Origin of the sequence: Daejeonella sp. (assembly GCF_030684675.1) — a bacterium.
Classification (GTDB): domain Bacteria; phylum Bacteroidota; class Bacteroidia; order Sphingobacteriales; family Sphingobacteriaceae; genus Daejeonella.
Map to the genome: position 1 here is coordinate 70,956 of NZ_JAUXXZ010000076.1, position 21,801 is coordinate 92,756.

Annotated in this window: 15 protein-coding genes; 10 read left to right on the forward strand and 5 right to left on the reverse strand. The window is 38.6% G+C overall.

The window, feature by feature from the left end; genetic code table 11:
• Window positions 1–73: 73 nt before the first annotated feature.
• The gene (locus Q8M41_RS15950; protein ID WP_305366288.1) at window positions 74–736 is read right to left on the reverse strand and encodes a universal stress protein; all 663 of its coding nucleotides are present in this window, start codon (window positions 734–736) and stop codon (window positions 74–76) included.
• Between the two features lie 267 nt (window positions 737–1,003).
• The gene (locus Q8M41_RS15955) at window positions 1,004–1,633 is read right to left on the reverse strand and encodes a TlpA disulfide reductase family protein (protein ID WP_305366289.1); all 630 of its coding nucleotides are present in this window, start codon (window positions 1,631–1,633) and stop codon (window positions 1,004–1,006) included.
• A gap of 1,184 nt (window positions 1,634–2,817) precedes the next feature.
• Here Q8M41_RS15955 and Q8M41_RS15960 point away from each other — a divergent pair.
• The gene (locus tag Q8M41_RS15960) at window positions 2,818–2,970 is read left to right on the forward strand and encodes a hypothetical protein (protein WP_305366290.1); all 153 of its coding nucleotides are present in this window, start codon (window positions 2,818–2,820) and stop codon (window positions 2,968–2,970) included.
• 370 nt (window positions 2,971–3,340) lie between these two features.
• Here Q8M41_RS15960 and Q8M41_RS15965 read toward each other — a convergent pair whose 3' ends face one another.
• From Q8M41_RS15965 to Q8M41_RS15975, 3 genes are all read right to left on the reverse strand, one after another.
• Window positions 3,341–4,150, reverse strand: a complete 810-nt coding sequence (locus Q8M41_RS15965; RefSeq protein ID WP_305366291.1) for an anti-sigma factor — start codon at window positions 4,148–4,150, stop codon at window positions 3,341–3,343.
• Window positions 4,151–4,702 carry an RNA polymerase sigma factor gene (locus tag Q8M41_RS15970; RefSeq protein ID WP_305366292.1) on the reverse strand — a complete coding sequence of 184 codons (552 nt, stop codon included), beginning with the start codon at window positions 4,700–4,702 and terminating at the stop codon, window positions 4,151–4,153.
• A gap of 101 nt (window positions 4,703–4,803) precedes the next feature.
• On the reverse strand, window positions 4,804–5,355 hold the full coding sequence (locus tag Q8M41_RS15975; protein WP_305366293.1) for a fasciclin domain-containing protein: 552 nt from the start codon (window positions 5,353–5,355) through the stop codon (window positions 4,804–4,806).
• A 235-nt stretch (window positions 5,356–5,590) separates the two neighbouring features.
• Between Q8M41_RS15975 and Q8M41_RS15980 the strand changes: the two genes are divergently transcribed.
• The 9 genes from Q8M41_RS15980 to Q8M41_RS16020 all read left to right on the forward strand — a co-directional run bounded on the left by Q8M41_RS15980 (window position 5,591) and on the right by Q8M41_RS16020 (window position 21,799).
• Window positions 5,591–8,086 (forward strand): heparinase II/III family protein, encoded by a 2,496-nt coding sequence (locus tag Q8M41_RS15980; RefSeq protein WP_305366294.1) that lies wholly within the window; start codon window positions 5,591–5,593, stop codon window positions 8,084–8,086.
• Between the two features lie 305 nt (window positions 8,087–8,391).
• On the forward strand, window positions 8,392–10,494 hold the full coding sequence (locus Q8M41_RS15985; RefSeq protein ID WP_305366295.1) for a PVC-type heme-binding CxxCH protein: 2,103 nt from the start codon (window positions 8,392–8,394) through the stop codon (window positions 10,492–10,494).
• Window positions 10,495–10,535: 41 nt separating this feature from the next.
• Window positions 10,536–10,919, forward strand: coding sequence for a high-potential iron-sulfur protein (locus tag Q8M41_RS15990; protein ID WP_305366296.1), 384 nt, complete (start codon window positions 10,536–10,538; stop codon window positions 10,917–10,919).
• Between the two features lie 167 nt (window positions 10,920–11,086).
• Window positions 11,087–12,289 (forward strand): Rid family hydrolase, encoded by a 1,203-nt coding sequence (locus tag Q8M41_RS15995; protein WP_305366297.1) that lies wholly within the window; start codon window positions 11,087–11,089, stop codon window positions 12,287–12,289.
• A gap of 249 nt (window positions 12,290–12,538) precedes the next feature.
• Entirely contained in the window at window positions 12,539–13,927 is a 1,389-nt protein-coding gene (locus Q8M41_RS16000; RefSeq protein WP_305366298.1) for a DegT/DnrJ/EryC1/StrS aminotransferase family protein, read from the forward strand.
• A 62-nt stretch (window positions 13,928–13,989) separates the two neighbouring features.
• Window positions 13,990–15,348, forward strand: a complete 1,359-nt coding sequence (locus Q8M41_RS16005; protein ID WP_305366299.1) for a hypothetical protein — start codon at window positions 13,990–13,992, stop codon at window positions 15,346–15,348.
• Window positions 15,349–15,693: 345 nt separating this feature from the next.
• Entirely contained in the window at window positions 15,694–18,870 is a 3,177-nt protein-coding gene (locus tag Q8M41_RS16010) for a TonB-dependent receptor (protein WP_305366300.1), read from the forward strand.
• A gap of 20 nt (window positions 18,871–18,890) precedes the next feature.
• Window positions 18,891–20,705, forward strand: coding sequence for a RagB/SusD family nutrient uptake outer membrane protein (locus Q8M41_RS16015; protein WP_305366301.1), 1,815 nt, complete (start codon window positions 18,891–18,893; stop codon window positions 20,703–20,705).
• Between the two features lie 20 nt (window positions 20,706–20,725).
• Window positions 20,726–21,799, forward strand: coding sequence for a DUF5017 domain-containing protein (locus tag Q8M41_RS16020; RefSeq protein ID WP_305366302.1), 1,074 nt, complete (start codon window positions 20,726–20,728; stop codon window positions 21,797–21,799).
• Window positions 21,800–21,801: the final 2 nt, after the last annotated feature.

Below are 21,801 nucleotides of genomic sequence, written 5' to 3' on the forward strand. Positions count from 1 at the left end.
GGTGAAATTGATTTTTACTGTAAGCCTCTATTCCATTAAAGGCATACCTCCCTAAGGCTGTCTAATAAATAGTTCAAGCATATTGTTTTAATCTAAATGTTAATATGGGGCTACATGTATGATTGACAATGCGTTCGGCAATATTTCCAAAAAGTAAATGCCCGATTCCTTTTCTGCCCTGAGTTCTGATGCAGACCATATCCATTTCCGCTTCTTTGCTAAAATTTTCAATACTGCCCGAAACTGGATAATCCCGATAAAGGTGTATTTCAAAGCGTTCAAAATGATGTTCTTCTGCAAAGAATTTCATTTGAGCTTCTATAATATCAATGTAGCGTTCATCTGATTCTTTTATTATTTGCAATAAGTGGATGGTACCGTTAAAAGCTTCTGCGATTCTTTTAACAAGGTTGATTTGTACGCCTTTACCAAAATATTCAAAATCTGTTATCAAGAGAATATTTTTCAATTTCAATTTCATGTTATCAGTTCCGGGCCTCAACCTAATAACCGGTACCTTATAATTTCCGATTACAGGCTGTGCTTCCCATCCTGATATGAATTTGGTAAAATCATCGCTGGCCTTTGTACCCATGATTACCAAATCAGCTTCGATTTCAGATGCTGCCAGATGAATTTTAACAGGAAGTTTTTCTGAAAGCTTATCGGCCATCAATAATGCCTGTTCACTCAGAGGGGAGAAATCGGTCGGAATTAAAATATTTATATTGTCCATATTATTTTTTATTATTCAATTGAAACTGCTCTTTTCCTGAATTCAGAAATATTCCAAATGCTTCAGGATCATAATTCGCACCCTGGGGCTTGGTTAACATTTCATCATCATTGTTTATCATTACATGCCATATATTCGATATTTCCCTTCACCATTACAGGAGCTTCTGAAAAACTTACCTTTTGCTGGAAAATTAGCTTTTTCATGTGATTTGTATTTGTAATAATTATATACCTGCTAAATTTTGCAGGTATATCTAAACATCATTTAGTTATTGATTAACTCTTTAAAGAATTTGACTACCTCCGGACGGGAGTAATCTCCGCCACCTTCGTGTCTTCCAACAACTCTTCCCTCTTTATCTATAATGACCGTAGTAGGTATAGACCCGGAAAGAAGATCGGAAGGGATTAAACCAGCGGGTGAATAAACCGGTAAGTTATACTTGTGGTTATCCATGAATTTTTTTGATTTTTTATAATTATTATCAACATCTACCATTAAAAAGAGAATATCCTTATCACCAATCTCAGACCGTAATTTTGCAATTGAAGGCATTTCGGCTATGCATGGAGGACACCAGGTAGCCCAAAAATTGATGAACAGCACTTTGCCTTTCTGTTTTGAGATGTCAATGGTTTTTCCGTCGCCGTCTTTAAATAAAACAGAAGGTGCCAGTTTGGATTCAGGCTTCGCCATTTTGCTATCGGTCATTTCTTGGGAGGATGATTTTTCAGATAATGATTTCGCTTCTCTCTTATCCGGTTTAATTAAATTAATTTCGGGTAAATTACTTATGATAAATGATTTAGCATCAGGACTTATGAAAAGTATAGATCCAAGGAGAATTACAACTCCAAGTGTAATACCTGATGTGGAAATAATTTTATTTTTCATTGTTAATTTTATTTTTTAAATGATAATGAACCCGCCTGCTATAAGCAAGGCTATATTGAGTCAGATATTCATTCTGGTTTGCCAGTTAACGAAAGAGCTCATGACGATTTCATTAGAAAGACTTTTTATCCTTTCAATTTGCGTTTGAGATATAAATGGTTAAGAATGCTCATGCTATATTTTGGAATAGCATGAAACATGGAAGAGGAAGGTAAATGGGTGATCAAATAAGAAGGATTCTGTTCCTTAAATAAACAGGAACAGCATCAGGATAACTGGAAGTTATTTCAAGATCATATTTTAAATTATATCCTTTTATAAAAGAGGGAAAGTCAAACCTTAGAAAGGTGGGTAGAAAAAAGTAAGGTGAATGTGAAAGAGTAAACTCACATTCTGGCAAACTTAATTTTTGAGTTAAACTGTCATCAGCACTACACTTGACATTTACTGAAATCTTGGTCCTGCTAAATATATCCTGATTTTGCTCTTTGCCGGACAATTCTTCCAAAAATGCATGAAAGGCTTTTTTAACCGGGCAAGAGCCCAATCCTAAAAACACAAAAATCAATGAAAATCCTATTGTTGATTTTATGTTCCGGGAAAGTATTAAAATTCTTTCAGGTAACTTCATTTATCATTTAGCTGAGTTTAATGGCAAATTAAGCAATAAAAAGTATTGAACGTTTAAAAATGAGAGTAAAGTATAATTATTGAAAGATATTTTACACGCAATCAGGTTTTTTTTTTTTATATTTTAAACTTACACTAGTTAAATTAAGCATTAAGCATCTGATCTGGGTCTAAAGCAATGTACCCAATTGTAAGCTTCCCTGAATTGCATATTCTGAACCAGTAGGATCCGGAATATGCTGAATCGCTTTAGAAATAGAAAAATTTTATTGTCTTTACCTGCATAGCAAAACGAAAACATGGTGCTTCTAACCGTTTCCTTTTGTTCGCTGTTAGAAATACCTTAGAACATATCAAATACAGCTCTGAAAACACGGGTCTTACCATTATTGCAATAACGGGTCTGAATATGGAAAAATGGCCGACAGCAGAACATTTCAAGTTGGCTTAATCTGGCCGCACGACCAAAAATATCCGGTGGAAAAGTACTTGGTCATCAAAAGCGCTTTACGAATAACCCAGCGACGCAGGCTTTCCGAATGGCAGCCCAAACCATGTGGCAAAACAAAGGAATACTTGGCCATTTGTATAGAAGACCCTCAGCAGGTAAAGGAAGTAAAAAAGCGATTAAAGCAGTTGCGCGACGACTGGCTGTGATCTTTTATAACATGGTCAAGAAGAAAATAAAGTATGATCCTAAAAAATAGGTTCAGCATCCGCCACCTTCTTTTTTTTGAAAATCTCAAATGCAAGTATCTCTAGTTTAGGATTTAAAAAACATCATTACGGGGAAATATATCTACACATTGGGGTATTTTCTCTTCAATTTGGGAATGTCAGTCCCGTAAAGGCATTGATTTTGAGGGATTGGCATTGTTCGCCAAATGGCATATAAATTGTATTAAATAATTGCCCCCCAAAGGGCATGTTTTTCATAGGTAGATGTAGGGTCGAATACTAGTTATTCGGCCCTTTTTTTGGGATTGACTAAAATTTTGAATTGCGTTTTTTGCAAAACAAATCCCCGGCTTTCTGAAAGAATAATATACTGATATTATGGTATGAGGGGTCAGATTATCAGATACTTCCGATAGCCATCATCTGATCCATAGTTGGATTGGCACTTCCTCCACGTAGTTCGAGAGTAACAGCAAATGCCTGGGCATTTTTTACAGACTTCATTTTCTTCATTCCGGTACTGTCGCCCTCTGAGTCGAATACTCCAAGATCTACTGGCTTACCATCTACCATTGCCCATAATTGATATTGATGCTCTTTATCGTTGGAAGGCATTTTAAGAGAAGAAAGATCAATCATGACTTCTTCTTCTTTAGGGTTGAAGGCAACAAGCATGCTTGCTTCCGGAGCTTTAGCTGAGCCTTTGAGTGTTACAAGCTTGTAGGCAGCTTGATTTTGATAAAAGTGTAAAGCATTACGGGTATCCCTTAATTCTTCATCAATATAGTTGACCTGATTTGAAAAGCGCTGATTTCCAGTTTGCAGTACTGCAATCTCGGTGTATGAATCATTTAGTTTATTGTTCAGGTTAATCAGTAAAACAACACTAATGAAAAGCAGGGCGAGAGATGCAGCGAATGCATATTTATAAAATTGTCCCGGTTTTGGTGATGCAGCATATATGGGACGTACATCAGCTTCATCTTTTTCAAGGGAATTCAATACCTTATTTCGTAATGCTTCTGCAGGCTCAATAGCGTTTGACATCGCATAACTTAAAAGAGCAGATTCAATTTCAATTAATTCTGCTTTGATCTCAGGATATTTTAGAGCGTTTTTTTCTACTTCAAGCCTCTCTTCAATGCTTAAGTCACCAAGAACATACTGTTCAAGGATACCACTTTCTAAATATGATTTGAGGTTTTCCACTTAATTAAATACCTTTCTTAAACTGATTATCCCGTTTCTTAATCTGGTTTTGACTGTTCCTAATGGAATTTCAAGTTCCTCCGAAACTTCTGCATGAGTAAATCCCCGGAAATAAACCATGTCAAGAATTATTTTCTGTTCGGGCTTCAATTTAGCAACAAGTTCCTTTAATCCCATAGTTTCAGGATTCAAAGCATTACCTGACTGCATTTCTAATGATAATACGTTATTTTCTATGTCTTCGGTTTTCGAACTGTTACGAAAATCTTTTGAGCGGGTTTTGTCTATTGAAATATTTCGAGCAATATTAACCATCCAGGTGAATAATCTTCCCTTCGAGGCATCGTATGATGAAAAGGAATTCCAGATTCTGACGAAGGTATCCTGCAGCAAATCTTCAGCGATTTCTTCATGCTGAACAATTCTGAAAATTATACCGTAAAGTGAAGATGAGTACATATCGTATAACGCTTCTGCTCCGGCTTTTTCCTTGTTACGGAGAGCCAGCACTAGTTCATCTTCAGATAAGGATATTTTTGTTCTCGGGCTCAATGTTCAGATATGTTCACCACAGTTTTAAACCTGTATGACAAATATATAAAAACAATATCCCCGGAACATATCCGGGGATATTTTGACATTTAGCTGATTATTTACTTAGGCAGAACAACAGAGTCAATAACATGAATAACCCCATTCTTTTGATTGACATCGGCAATAGTCACTGTAGCAGTGCCACCATTCTCATCTTTTAATACTACATTTTTACCATTCATCATTGCAGATAATTTTCCACCACTTACTGTTGTAAATACTGCAGTTCCGTTACCTGCTTTGATTGCTTTCACAACATCCCCGGCAGAAAATTTGCCTGAAATGACATGATAGGTTAAGATTTTTGTCAGCATTGCTTTGTTTTCAGGTTTAACAAGAGTACCAACCGTTCCTTCAGGAAGTTTGTTGAAGGCATCGTTTGTTGGGGCGAACACCGTAAACGGACCATCGCTTTTTAATGTTTCTACAAGTCCTGCAGCCTTTACCGCTGCTACCAATGTGGTGTGATCTTTTGAATTTACCGCATTGTCAACAATGTCTTTACCTGGGTACATCTCAGCACCACCTACCATTTTGGTTCCTTGTGCAAAACCTGTTGTGCTGATTACAGAAGCTACTAATGCAACAGCCAGAATTATTATTTTTTTCATTTGTCTTTTTGTTATTTGGGCTGAATTACGAAGTGTTTTAGAGGATGGATTTCTTTTTTTTAATTTTTATTTAAATCATTGTTTTAGAGCTTATTGGACAGTGTTTTTTTTAGGATGAATGAACTCAATCACTTTTTACTTTAAATTTTATTGATCTGATTTCAAAATCCATAATATTATAGTTAAATTCGGGTACGTACACGATTCTTATTTAATCCCAACATAAAGGCAGATCATGATTAACAGATTATTCAAAGCATTTTTATATCTGGCATTTCTTATGCCTGCATTAGTTAATGCACAACAGAAAGCTGAAAACTTAGAAGCTCATATTGCATCTGTAGAACCCTTGATGAAAATGTCTCTGACGGATGTGAAGAACCTGGTGCCACCGGGATCTGGTATTTTCTTTATCGGTTGCCCGAATTGCAATGGGGGTGCCCAGGAGATGGGGATATTAAACTGGGAGCCTGGTATGGGAGATCAGGTAAAATGTAAGTTCTGCAGTATGACCTTCCCAAATGAAAAATATCCTCATAACGGCGAAAAAGTAATTATAGCACCAAGTGGCGCAAAACAAGTTTACCGTTATTTTCAGAATGCCCAGGGGACTCAATATTATTATGAGGCACATGCCTGGTTTGATCGCTGGAAATGGATTCAGCAAATGGCTGTCCAGTTGTCTCAGGTATGGTTCCAGACAAAAGATCCTGCTTATGGCGACAGGGCGGCAATGATTGCAGGTCGTTTTGCGGAGCTATTCCCTGATTATGCGATACGATACGATTATCCAAGTGCTCCCAAAAAGTTTTTTCCTGCAAATCAGAAATGGCCTTACGAAGGTCTGGTTCCTTATCGTGGAGCCAAATGGAATTGGTGGGCTTATGGTGATATTCCGGTACAGATTGCCATAGCTTATGAAAACTTGCAGGAAGGAGCTTATAACTGGAGCAGAATGGATTCGCAGATAGGCAAGGATACAGATCAAAGAATCGTAAAAGATCTTTTGATTTCGGGCTATGAATTTACTGCCGCTAATCCGGAAATTTATACCAATATGTCTCCCGGTATGTACAGGGATATGGTGAGGGTGGGCCGGATACTTAACAGGCCGGACATTGTACACGATGGAGTGAATCGCTTCAGGGAATTTTTAAAACTCGGTTTTTTTGCAGATGGCTGGTGGAAAGAGGGTACTGTTTCTTACCATGATCAGACAATTGGGGGCCTGGAGAGTGTGGCAAAGGCGGCAAAGGGTTATACAGATCCAGCGGACTGGAAGGGTGAGCGTTTTGAAAATCTTGATTTGACCAATGCAATGCCTTTTTATAAAAGTGCTTTAAATGTAAGCCAGCAGGCAATATTTCCAAATGGTCATAAACTGCCGCTCAATGATACCTGGGCAAATAGAGCAAAACCAGTAAAAACCGATGGCATTGCTGTTTCACGCCTATGGCCATCGCTCGGGAATACAGCTTTGGCTGCCGGTACCGGAAAAGATCAAACGATGCTCAATGTAAACTGGAGCGGTAATTACGGTCATTCGCATTATGACAATGCTTCGATTATCTTATTTGCGAATGGTGAAGAATTGCTTTCGGATATTGGTTATACACATTCCAGGTATCGTGGATGGACCTTACATACAGCATCGCACAATACGGTTGTTATAGACCAGAAAGCACAGGATCATGGAACTGTAGCAAAACCTGTAACAGGCCGCTTAATGTATTTCGATGATCAGAATCCTCATGTTAAGGTTGTCGATCTTGATGCGTCCCCAGCTTATTCTACATCGAATGAATATAGGAGAAGACTGATATTTGTACATGCAGCTGAAGGCAAGGATTATGTAATTGACCGTTTTGATGTAGAAGGTGGGGAGACACATGACTGGTTTCTGCATGGCATGTGTGAAGAAGAAGGAAAACTGGAGACCAGTATTTCTATGGATCGGGCGGTTAAAACGCTGGTACCTGAATGGGGAGGGACTGCTGTACCCATGAACCAGTATGATTCGGATATTATTGGAAAGAAAATTCATGCATATTCTTATATGAAAGATATTAAGGCAGGCACAGCCACAAAACCATGGACTGCAACATGGAATTATCAGAGTTCAGGCTTGCGTACTCATCATATACCCCAAAAAGATACTGAGATATTCAGTTTTCGTGCACCATCGGTCAGGCTCGCGGCCGAAGATGACAATAAACTGGAGAATTTCATGCGTCTTGGAATTATGCAAAGGCATACCGGTGGCAAATCGAGTTTTGTTTCCATTCACGAACCTTTTCAAAGCAAGCCATGGATAAAATCAGTTCGTGCTGATGGTGATACCTATCTGATTGATTATGAATTGAATGGTAAAAATATTCAAGACCAGATTACCATGAAATGGGATGAAATCAGTCTGCTTTCAGATGCCGGATGGAAGTATGATAAAGGAAGAGCTCAATCCGGATTATTAAAAGGTATTCAAAACCTGGCCGGAAAGTGGAATTTGGAACTGGATTCTATTCACCCAGATATTTCTCACGTTCGTTTAGATTTTCCAGATAAATCGAGCTTGTATTTTCCGGCTGAGCATATTTCAGGGAATGTGATTGAACTGGTTAATGATCCTGGTTTTTCAATGGATAAAGATGGAAAAGTTCGTTTTTATACCTTCCCACTTAATGAATATTCAGAACCTGTATGTTATACTGTTTTCAATAAATCCAGTAAATAATTTTTCTTCTTCATTTGGAAACTGCTTGTTCATTTTGAAATGAAAGCATATCATTTTCATAATGGGAATAAATAAAATTTGGATATTGCGATTTTATATCTAATTTTCGGGTACGTTACCGTTATGTAAATTTATCGGTACCCGGAAAGATTTTTTTAATTAATACGTACTCTTGTAAATGGAAAATATTATTCTGTTGATAAATCAGAATATTAAGATAAATAATTATTTTAATAACAGCCTTTCTCAATCTGATCAGGAAAGAGGATGTATAAATTACCAGATCATACATAATCAAGCAGGGAATGAAGACTAATTTCAATGGCCGCTCAGCCATATTATTATTGCCATTTATTTTATTAGCAGCAAACAGCATGGCTCAGCGCTATCCCGGGCCTTTAAGTCCGGAAGAGTCAATGAAGAAACTTAATGTGGCAAAAGGTTATAAAGTTTCCTTGTTTGCATCAGAGCCGCATGTTTTTGACCCGGTATCGCTAGAATTTGACGAGCAGGGAAATGCATATGTGATTGAAATGCCTGATTATCCTTATGAGGTTGAACCCGGAAAAGGCCATGGCCGCATCAGGATATTGAAAGATACCGACGGTGATGGTAAGATCGATCAATCGATCATTTTTGCCGAAAATGTAACCGAAGCAACCAGTATGTTGCCATGGAAAGGCGGACTTATTGTGACTGCTGCACCCAATATTCTTTATCTGAAGGATACCAATGGGGATGGAAAATCAGACACCCGGGAAATTTTGTTTTCTGGATTTTTTCAGAATAATTCTGAGGCTCAGGTTACCAGTCTGAAATTAGGAATTGATAATTGGATTTACGCAAATAATCGTGGTCAGAGTGGTAAAGTAATTCACAGTAAGTCTCCTGATGCAGCACCTGTTGAGGTTAGGGGAGCTGATTTTCGTTTCAGATTAGACCGTGATGTTTTCGAACTCGAGACTGGTCCGGGACAGTTTGGACAAACAATTGACGACTGGGGGCATCGTTTCTTTACTGAAAATTCAATTCACTTACAGCAGGCAGTTATTCCCTGGAGATATACTCACCGGCATGCATTCATGCCAAGCAGCAAGTTTAATGTAACTATTACAGATCATGAAGAGATCATGTTTCAGGAAATTCCGCCGGCCTATTGGAGATCTGAAAGGAGTGCCCGTAGAAACAGGATGTTCAAAGAAGCAAATCTTAATCGGATAGAATGGGCAGAAGATCACTTTACTGGAGCATCAGGAGGTACTATTTATAATGGTGATGCCCTGCCACAGGAATTTTATGGTAATATTTTTACAACCGATGTGTCAGGAAGCCTGATTCACAGAGATATTTTAAGTCCAAGTGAAACAAGTCCGGTATTGGTTGCAAAACGTGCTGAATCCGAAAAAAACAGAGAATTTATCTACTCCACTGATACCTGGTTCCGTCCGGTAACCTTTTCTATTGGCCCTGACGGATATTTGTATATTTTGGATTATTACAGACAGCATATTGAAACACCGGTTTCAATTCCTGATGATCTTAAAGCCGAAATGGATTTTATGGCAGGCAGTGATATGGGCAGGATTTATCGCCTTTTGCCTGAAAATGGTACTTATCAGGGAGTAAAAGTAGACCTGAAGAATGCTACCGGACTTCAGTTGGTAGATTATCTGTCGCACAAAAATGGCTGGTATCGCAGTAATGCGCAGCGTTTGCTACTTGAACGCCAGGATAAAACTGTTATTCCTGCTGTGATTTCATTGTTTTCAAACAGCCAGGACGCAAGAACAAGACTACATGCACTTTATGTACTTGAAGGTTTGAATGCATTAACTGAAAAAATCGTTAAAAAATCATTGCTTGATTCTGAACCTGGAGTTCGGGAAAATGGCATCATACTTGCAGAAAGATATCCTAAAACCAGTAAACTGTTAATTCCGATGGTTAATGATCCATCTAAGCGCGTTGCTTTGCAAGCTGCACTTAGTCTGGGACAGTTTAAAGGAAAAAAAGTGATTGCTGCATTGGCTGAAGTGATCAGGAATTACGGACAGAATGATTGGTTCAGGAGTGCAGTTATAAGCTCAGAGGCCGGTTCTTCAGTTGAAATTTTAAATTCACTAATACAGGATAATGCATTTTTCGGCAAAGAAGAAAGCTGGAAACTTAGTTTTATTCAGGATTTGTCAAACATTATTGGAGCCAGGTATAATAAGGAACAGTTTTCAGCGTATTTGAATACGCTAGCTCTTGAGTCATTATCTGCTGCAAATGTGCAGCAAGCAGCCTTAAAGGGGCTTAAGGCAGGACTGAATAAAAACGAGTCCACAAAAGAACTTGCAGCGCAATTAAATGCGGGCTCAATTGAGGAAGTGAAAGAAGGATTTCAACTGCTTAGAAAAAACTAAAGATACTCTGAGATAAAAATTGCCCGGTTAAAATTAGAAAGATGGAAAAGCAAAAATATTCAAGAAGAAGGTTCATAGGTAAGTATATTCTTGCAGGTTCAGTTGCATTAGGAACGGGAATATTGATTGCTGGCAGTTCAGCTAACAGTATGGCTAAGGAAGAGGATTCAGAACAACAGCCAAAAGCTCCCCAGCCTGCACAAAAAAATCCTTGTGACGATCTTACCGGGGTTAGTGCAGATGAAATTGCAAAACGTAAAAAGCTCGCATACGTAAACAAAACGCCAATTCCAGATAGCCATTGCAGTAATTGCGGACTTTACCTTCCGCCGGCTAAAGACAAGCCTTGCGGTGGTTGTATGTTGTTTAAAGGGCCTGTCCGCGCCGAAGGATATTGTGCATATTGGGCACCGATTAATAATTAGGGGAGTATAGAGTAGTGAGTATTGAGTATCAAGACTAAATCTTACTTCGTTGAAAAATGATCTTCTGGAATAATGAATAATGACTGTTACCTGTTCATTTTAAATTTAGCAGGATATTCCTGACATCAGACATCAGACAACTGATAACTAACAACAGACAACTAAACATGAAAGCTCTGATCTGCATTTTTTTCTTATCTCTGGGTTATTCCAGTTTTGCTCAGAAAGGGCAACACATTCAATATTCAGGGTCTTCGAATCTTCCGGGAGTTTCGGATGCAGTAATTGTTGATGATGTACCGCTTGTTCATACCAACCAATTTCTGCCTTTGGATAAATCCGGTAATATTGTTGGATCCGGTGATATCAATGCACAGATCAATCAGATTTTCCTGAATATTTCTTCTGCTTTGAAAATGGCTGGTTCAAAACCAGATCAGATCGTTAAACTTAATATCTATATCAGGAATTCAAGCCTGATCTCTGCAGTTCGGGAACAAATCAATAAACGGTTTAAATCAGGTAAAAATCCTGCCTTAAGTTTCGTTGCCGGGGATCTTGCTCATTCTGATGCATTGATTTCAATGGACGCTATTGCTGTTTCAGCTAAAAGCAAAATGGAAGGTGTTAATTATTTGATGCCCGCGAATTTATCCTCGGTTCAGGGTGTCGCCCGGGCTGCAATTTTACCTGCGGGTCCGGTGGTTTATGTTTCAGGTCAGGCTGTGAAAGGTGAACTAGCTGAAGCAACTCGAGGTACCTTAGAGCAACTTCTGGCTACACTGGTCTCGTTGGGTTTGGATAAAAAAGATATTGTTCAGATTAAATCCTTTATAAGGCCAATGTCTGACCTGAAAGTAGTAGAGGAGGAGTTCACTAAATTCTTTAAAGGTGGTACTATTCCACCAATGGTTAATGTTGAATGGACGAGCAAAGATCCGGTAATCGAAATAGAACTGATTGCTTCATCTCCAAATACAGGATCTAAATCAAACCAACAGCTTGATTTTATTACTCCTTCGGGAATGACAGCTTCACCTGTTTATTGTAAGGTTACCCGGATTAATTATGGTCAAAAGGTCTATATATCAGGATTATACGGACAAGTAACTGGCAATGCAGATTCTGAACTGGCATCTATCTTCAATCTAATGGGTACCATATTGAAAAATACGGGCAGTGATTTCAGGCATCTTGTCAAAGCAACCTATTATGTTGGCAATGATGTTCATAGTGCGAAATTAAATGAAATCCGCCCTAAATATTATGACCCGCTTCGTCCGCCAGCGGCCTCAAAGGCTATGGTTAAAGAAGTTGGCAAGCCTCAGGCCGGAGTTTCTATTGATATGATCGGGGTTGTGATCAGGTAGGCAATTTCTATTTTACCGATTCATTTACCTTAATAATTCTAACCGTAATCTATTGTTTTAATAAAAATAATTTATATATTCGGGTACGTAAACGTTAATGTACACTTATATCTTTTCTGCCTGACGGACTGGTATCAAAGCAGGAGGATTCCGGACAGGTATTATGTGGACCGCTCTTGTAATTTTAAACATAAATTATAGCTGAATAACCTTATATCAAGGCCAAAATTTGAATTGAAAAAAATAGCCATGAAAAATAAAAACACTGATTCATCGAGACGCAAGTTTTTAAAGCAGAGCTCTCTGGCTGGAGTGGGCACTGTGCTGACGATGGGTTTATCACCTTCTCTGCTAGCCGGGGATTTAAACAGCGCAGCAAGACCGGCGATTTTAGGCGGCCCATCAGCGTGGGATAAAGCCAAATGGGTCAAATGGCCTATCTGGATACCCGAAACGGATGAAAAGCGTGTTCTAGAAGTGCTCAGAAGCGGAGTTTGGTCGCGTGCTGGTGTAGTTAATGAGTTTGAAGCAGCCTGGGCTAATGCCAATGGAGCTAAACGTTGTTTGGTTGTAAACAACGGTACCAATGCTTTGATCGTCGCATTAAATCAACTAGACATAAAAGGTGGTGATGAAGTGCTTGTTCCGCCTTATACCTTTATATCGACTGTTCAGGCTATTCTTATGAATGGGGCTATGCCAGTGTTTGTGGACATCGATCCGGAAACATATCAGATTGATCCTGCAAAAATAGAAGCAAAGATAACACCGCGAACAAAAGCCATTTTGCCCGTCCATATTTTAGGAATGCCGGCAGATATGCCGAGAATAATGGAAATTGCTAAAAAGCACAATTTGTTTGTGGTTGAAGATGCCTGTCAGGCCCCATTAACTGAAGTCAATCATCAAAAGGTAGGTACAATTGGTAATGCGGGTTGTTTCAGTTTTCAAAACTCAAAAAATATTCCGATTGGTGAAGGAGGTGCAATTGTGAGTAATGATGTTGCCTTTATGGATCGCTGCGTTTCTTTTCAGAATCTCGGCTTGCCTTTTGGTACCGCGGTTGGAACTTTTAATGCTGGGAGCATAAGGATTGGTACCAAGGTTCGTATTACTGAATATCAGGCTGCTATTGGTTTAGCACAGTTACAAAGGCTGGATGCACAAACTACTGTGCGTGAAGAGAATGCGAAGTATTTGAAATCAAAGATTCAGGATATTCCTGGAATAGTACCTTATAAATTATATGATAGTGCAACCAGGGTTTCATTCCATTTGTTTTCATTCAGATATAAGAAAGAGGACTTTAAAGGTTTATCCAGAAATGCATTTTTGCAAGCTTTGCGTGCCGAGGGAGTGCCTTGCTCTGGAGGTTATACGCCATTAAACAAACAGGAATTTTTGAAGGAAGCTTTTGCCACAAAGAATTTTAAAAGGATGTATCACAAGGATATGCTCGATTATGATAAATATATGGAGCGAAATCAGTGCCCTGAGAATGATCTTTTATGTACAGAAATGGTATGGTTCACTCAGAATCTGCTTCTTGGCAGTCGGGAAGATATGGATTCAATTGCTTATGCAATCAGCAAGATACAGGCTAGTGCAGAAACAGTAAAAAAATCATTGGAAAAATAAAATTTTAAAAACATATAGACCAATGGTCTTGTTGAGAATATTTTGTTACAAAATAATATTGCATGGACAAATTAGATGGAATTGTTGAGTTGAATCAATTAAAGACTGATACGTATATAAATGGAAACGATGAAGAGAATCATCTGACCGCAACTACTTATAATTCGGGATTTCAAGAAGCCCACGATACTTATAATGCATTATCAGCTGCCAGTGATGGTAAAATTTATTATGTATTATCTTCAGACCAGATCCATGTAGGAGGTAAAATGTATCTCTATGACCCCAGGACTGATAAGACAGAATTTCTGGGAGATCTGACTGAAATATGTGGTGAAAAAGATCAGATGTTCGTCCCTCAGGGTAAAAGTCATGCAAGGTTCTTTGAAAGGAATGGCAAACTTTACTTCTCAACTCATGTGGGTTATTATGAACTCATCAATGGAATGGATCGGCTTCCGGTTAATCCTCCTTCCGGATATAAATTATACCCGGGTGGACGAATTCTTTCTTATGATATGCAAAGCCGAAAGTTCGAAAACCTTGCTTTGGTTCCCAATGGAGAAGGTATGGTTTCGATGACAATGGATCGGGACCGTGGGCAAATTTTTGGTATATCCTGGCCCAAAGGAAATTTTATTCATTATGATATCGATAAAAAGGAATTAAAAGACCTGGGCCGGACGTCAGGAAATGGTGAAGGAGGGGAGCCAGGTGACGATTTCCGTTCATTATGCCGCTCTCTTGTGGTAGATCCTTCTGACGGGACTGTGCATTTTTCTACTTCAGAGGGTGATATATTTAGCTATAATCCTGAAGAGGGCCGAATCAATAAACTTGAAGATATAAACCTCAGGCTTGATTATTTTGGTAAATACGATCCAACCAGACCTGGTAGTATGGGTTACAACTGGAGGAAAATTTTCTGGTATAATCTGGAGGGTTTAGCTTACGGAGTTCATGGAAATTCCGGTTATTTATTTCGGTTCGATCCTAAAAAATCTAAAATTGAACTTGTCAGACGCATTACTTCAGAGCCTTCAGCTAAAAGCGGTATGTTCGATCAGTTTAGTTATGGTTACCTTGGTTTTCAACTTGGACCTGATGGGAAGACTATTTATTACCTGACAGGCGGTCCGGTTTATGTTGATGGTAAGCGTGTTGCGGGTCAGTCTGAAATTGCTAAAGGTGCGGCAAAGGGCCTTGAAAATCTGCATTTAATCACGTATAACATACCGGAAGGTAAATATCAGGATCATGGTCCTATCTTTTATCCTAATGGAGATCGTCCTTTATACGTAAATTCCATTGCCGTTGGCAAGGGAGGTGAAGTTTATGCGCTAGCCAGGATTACAGAAAATGGAATTACACGAACCGACCTCATAAAAATTGCTAATCCTTTTAAAAGGTCTATACTGTAATATTTAATTGATCGGATTCAAAAAACTTAAAAAATTATACTCTAATTTTATATTTATTTATATATTAGTGTACGTAACCGTTCCGTAGTTTTCTCTTGTTGCAGCACCAGAAAATGTATTTATTTTAAATTGCTTATTTCGACATTAATTGCATTTTTTATAATTTTTGCTATTCATTTTTATAGACTTTACCACATCAATTTATAGTTGATTTTACTTGAACTAACTACTATTAACCGTCTTATCTTATTTTAAAGATTATAATACATTTTTTTTGATTTTTATATTTTCGGGTACGCACCCGTTATGTTTAATTACCTATTTATTTACTATTAATTATAAACTATGCTAAAAATTTACATGATGAAGTTTAAAAAACAAAGGTATTATCCCTCCGGAGCAGGGATAGTAATGCTGCTGATGCTTTTCCTCAGTTTTTCTGAGCAGGTTTTTTCCCAGCAATTAAAAACTGTAACTGGCACAGTTCTCGAAGCAGGCCAGCCATTACCCGGGGTGACAGTACGGGTTAAAGGATCAACCAGAGGTACAACAACTCTGGCAAATGGAAAATACAGCATTCAGGCCGCAAGCACTGAAACACTTGTCTTCGCATTTCTTGGCATGGAAACCAGGGAACTTGTTGTAGGTAACCGCAGTACAATCGATGTTACATTACTCGCTTCCAGTTCTTCTTTAAGTGAAGTGGTTGTCATTGGTTATGGTACAGTTGCAAAGCCCGATCTTACCGGATCAGTTGGAGTTGTTCCAATGGATGATATGATGAAAGCTCCGGTTGGAACATTCGCTGAGGCTTTAGCTGGTCGTGTGGCCGGTGTTAAGGTTAATGCAGCCGATGGTCAGCCGGGTGGTGGTATTAATATCGTAATCAGGGGAGCGGGTTCTTTAACTCAAAGTACATCTCCTTTATACGTTATTGATGGATTTCCGGTAGAAGATCCGGATCCTGCATCTATCAATCCTGAGGAGATCGAATCGATGACCATATTAAAGGATGCTTCTTCAACAGCGATCTACGGATCAAGAGCTGCAAACGGAGTAATCCTGATCCAGACAAAACGTGGAAAAGTTGGAAAATCGACTGTGAATTTTTCCAGCTCTTATGGTATTCAGACCGTTCCGAAATTTGTTGATGTGATGAGTCCATATGAGTTTATTAAATACCAGACTGAATTAAATCCAAACTCAGCTACAACTACTGCATATTTCGCTGGTGGCAAAACTCTTGAAGATTACAGAAATGTTGAAGGAATTAATTTCCAGGATTATGTGATGCAACAGGGTAATGTTCAGAACTATAATCTGGCATTAAGAGGAGGAACAGAGCAGACCAAGTATTCAATTTCAGGATCTTTATTTGATCAGACAGGTTCAATTATCAATACTGGTTTTAATCGTTATTCTGGTCGGGTAACTCTAGATCAGACCATCAGTAATAAAATTAAGGCTGGTGTTACTGCAAATTACAGCGGAATTAAACAGAATGGTCAGATTATCAACCAGGGGGCATTAACAGATGGTAACCCAACTGCCTTCGCCTTAGCAAGAGCCTGGTTATATCGTCCGATTACACCTAATCCAAATGATAATCTTTTGGAGGATGCAGTGGATGATGAGGCCATGAATGCATCAGATTTCAGGGTGAATCCGCTTATTGATCTTGAAAATCAGTATTCATACAACATCACTAACCTTATTGAAGGAAATGGTTATGTCAGTTATGATATCAATAAAGACCTGACCTTAAAATCAACCGCAGGTATTCGTCATAATAAATTAACCCTTGAACGATTCTATAATTCAAAAACAGCTCAGGGCGGACCGAGTCCGAATAATGTAAATGGTGTTAATGGTTCGATCGATAATATTTTCTCAAATAGTTTCTCAAACGAAACAACCCTGAATTATAAGAAAACATTTAAGCAGGATCATACCATAACCGGACTTGGCTTATTTGCAATTAATAGTATAAATTCAAGCAGAAAGGGATACGGCGGCAGGTTATTACCAAATGAAAATCTGGGAATGGATGGATTGGATGAAGGATTGGCTTTTAATCAGAATTCATCTTCAAGCCGTAACACCATGGCATCTTATGCCGGTCGTTTAGATTACAATTATAAATCAAAATACATTGTTACCGGTACCTTCAGAGCAGATGGCTCTTCCAAGTTCATCAATCACTGGGGATATTTCCCTGGAGCAGCATTGGCCTGGAATATGCATAAGGAAGGCTTCTTTGCTAAGATATTCCCTGGTATTTCAACTTCCAAGCTTAGAACCAGCTACGGTAGTAATGGTAATAACAGGGTAGGTGATTTTGATACCTATGCTCGTTTATTACAAAATATCAATGGTTATTCATTTAATAATTCAACTCCAATTGCTTCAAATTATGTTTCTGCTGTTGGTAACCCTGATCTTCAATGGGAAAAAGTGAATACTATCGATTTAGGATATGAAATTGGTGTATTGAAAGACAGGATCACATTCGAAGTTGATTTATATCGTAAAACAACTGAGGATCTGTTACTTAACGCTATTTTGCCTCCATCAACCGGATTTACCTCTGCCGTTAAAAATATTGGTAAATTGAGAAATGATGGTCTTGAATTAACCTTGAACACGGTAAATGTTCAATCAAAGAACTTTATCTGGGAAAGTAATTTCAATATTAGTTTCAACAGAAACAAAGTAATGGAACTTACCCGTGGTCAGCGTTCACTGAATAGTAATTCTTCTTACGTATCTCAGTTTAATAAGCCATTGTATGTTGCAGAGATTGGAAAACCAGCAGGAATGATGATCGGGTTTATATGGGAAGGAAATTATCAGTATGAGGATTTTGACAATCCTTCTCCTGGTGTTTACATCCTGAAGCCTTCTATTCCTACTAATGGTGCTGTTCGTAATACAATTCTGCCTGGCGATATCAAATACAGAGATATGAACGGCGATGGTATCATGAATGACGCTGATTTAACGTTTATCGGAAGAGGTCAGCCAATTCACACAGGTGGTTTTTCAAATAATTTCACCTATAAGGCTTTCAACCTGAATGTGTTCTTTCAGTGGTCTTATGGAAATGATATTTATAATGCCAACAGGCTGATTCTTGAAGGTAACAGTAATGGTTGGGCGAATATCAATCAGTTCGCAAGCTATTCAAATCGCTGGTCGCCTACCAATCCAACAAATGAAAATTATCGTACCCGCGGACAAGGTCCAATTGGTTTCCACTCTTCCAGAGTTGTAGAAGATGGTTCTTTCCTGCGTATGAAGACAGTTTCTTTAAATTATAACATACCGGCAAAGTTAATTAAGGCCGCCTATATGAGTAATTTAAGTGTGAATGTCTCTGCCCAGAACCTGATTACATGGACAAATTATTCTGGAATGGATCCTGAAGTTTCTACCCGTAATAATACTCTAACACCGGGTTTTGACTATTCATCCTACCCGAGATCACCGACCATTGCATTTGGTATTAAAGCTGGATTTTAACGAAATTAATTGAAAGAAAAATGAAAATTAAACACTATATACTCGCAACATTGTTCTTAATGAGTCTGGGCTCATGTAAGAAATATCTGGCGACAGAACCAACGGATTTCCTGAATCCGGATAATTATTATCAGACTGAAGCCCAATTACAATTTGCCCGTGCAGGTGTCTATGATCACCTGGGTGCTGGTGGTTTACATGGTACTTATGCAAGTTATTTACTGGCATGGACCGCAGATGAAGGTTATATGAACAGAGCTACATTGACCACTGGTCCATGGAACTATTTCTATTCTTCTGCAGATCAATATAATGCAGGATTATGGAATAACCTTTGGTCAGGAATAAATAAGGCTAACGTTTTAATCAAAAATGTGGATAAGAATACTGCGATTGCACAAGCAAAGCGCGATGCTATCAAAGGGGAGTGCTTATTCTTAAGAGGATACTATTACTTTACTTTGGTGCAATATTTCGGTGGTGTTCCTTTGAAACTTGAACCAACTTCATCTGTTATTGATGTAGATGCGACAAGAGCATCTGCTAAAGATGTATATGTGCAAATCCTTAAAGATATGGAAGCCGCTGAGAAACTTGTTCCAGGCATCAAAACTTTGGGTTTTGGCGGAGCAGTTAATAAATCAGCGGTTCGCGGTCTTTTGGCAAGAGTAAACTTGCACATGGCAGGTGAGCCGGTTAAAGATAAAACCCGTTATGCAGAAGCAAGCAAATGGGCCAAAATGGTAATTGATGATGCAGAAGCTGGTCACTCATTAAATCCAAGTTATCCTGACATCTTCATGAAACTTGCTGGTGATAAATATGATATCAAAGAAAGTATTTGGGAAGTTGAATTTTATGGTAACCGTACCGACCAGTATGTTGAAACCGGAAATATTGGCTGGATCAACGGTCCTGCTGCAGGAGTCGCTTCTTCAACAGGAAGAGCAGATGCTTACATGAATATCACTTCTGAGTTTTATAATGTATTTGAGCCTGGAGATAATCGTAAATGGTTTAGTATCGCTCATTATACTCATACTGCGACTGGTGCTAAAACGATGAGCCTATTGCCAGTTAATGAAAATGCGATGAATCTTATGAAACCTGGAAAATGGAGAAGGGAATACGAGACCTTATTACCAAAAAGCCCGACGACTACCCCAATCAATATGGTTCTATTAAGATATTCTGATATTTTGTTAATGTATGCAGAAGCTGAGAATGAATTAAAAGGTCCAACTGCTGATGCAATTGAACAATTCAATAAGGTTAGAAGAAGAGCCTGGTCAACAGGTATCAAAACGATTGCAGTAACCAATGGAGGTTCAGGTTATACCACCGCTCCAACCGTTACATTCAGTGGAGGAGGTGGTGCTACTGCAACCGCAACAATTGCAGGAGGCAGAGTGACTGCAATTAACCTTGACCGTGACCCTATGGCAGTTACTTTCTTTAACGAAGGGAAATACACAACAGTTCCTACAATTACCATCAGTGGTGGTGGTGGCTCTGGTGCAACTGCAACTGCAACAATCAACAGAGCAACTGATGGAAATCTAAATCCTGCGTCGAAGGAAGCATTCTTGGCTGCAATTCAGGATGAAAGAATGAGAGAATTTAACTTTGAAAATACAAGAAAGGCTGATCTGCTTCGTTGGGGCATATTCCTGAAAGTTCATCAGGATATGGGTAATAAATTACAACAGCAAAGCCCGGGACAATTTTTCGTTAAGTATTACTCAAATGTTAGCTCCCGTGATCTTTTGATGCCAATTCCAATTAATGAGATGTCTTCAAATTTAAAAATGACTCAAAATCCGGGTTGGGAATAATTTAATATAAAATAGAAATTATGAAACTAAAAATATATAGTATACTCGCGGTGGCGCTTATTATGGCGTCCTGTGAAAAGCCAGCAATTGAGGCAGACGCGCCGGCATTTGATGTAACTGCCGAAAAAACTACCTATAAAGCTGGTGAATCTGTTAAATTTATGATTACCGGAGGTGAGGCTCAAACTATATCCTTCTATTCTGGAGAACTGTTGAAAGACTATGCTTCGAGAACAGGCAGAGTAGCTGATGTAGCTGGAGCTGGTGCAACCCTGGCTTTTACCAGCAGTGTGCAGTTAGGAACTCAGGCTAATCAGGTCACGCTTCTTGCTTCCACAAATTTTAATGGTGATTATAGTAGTGTGGCTAAATTAAAGGCTGCAACCTGGGTTGATATTACGAGTCGATTTAAGCTTGGTACAACAACAGCTTTTCTTGCTTCAGGAACAGTTGATGTATCTGATCTTATTGTAGCAGGTAAACCAATCTATTTTGCTTTTCGCTATAATACCAAGAAGCAGGCTATCAATGGTATCGCCCGTCAGTGGTTCATTCAGTCTTTTACTTTAAGTAGTAAAAAATTGCTTGATAATACCCTTGCTTTGACTATTGCAGACCAGGCAAGCACAGGATTTAGAATTGTGGACGATTTGAAAGACAAAGCTCCTGCTTTATCTTCAATAACAGCGACCAGATTAACCCTTCAGGCCAATACTTATCTGCATGCAGGTTTACCTCAATTTGATCCGGCTAATCCAATTTTTGATCCTAAGAATCCAATCTATGATCCTCGCGATCCTGCATATCAACCGACTGCTGTCTTTAAGCCATTTGTGCCTTTTGATCCGGCAAGTCCGAACAATGATCCTGAAAGTGAGCATTGGGCTGTTAGTAAAGCTATAAGTATTGATAAGGTTGATCTTGGACCTGATTGGTCATCAGCTATCAAAGGTCTAACCAATCCTGTTTTAACAGAGTTCCGTTATGCTTATGCAAAGGCCGGTACATATAAAGCTACCTTTGTTGCCGCTAACGGTAATATAGATCAGCAAAAAGTTATAACCAAGGAGATTACAATTACAATAACTCCTTAATT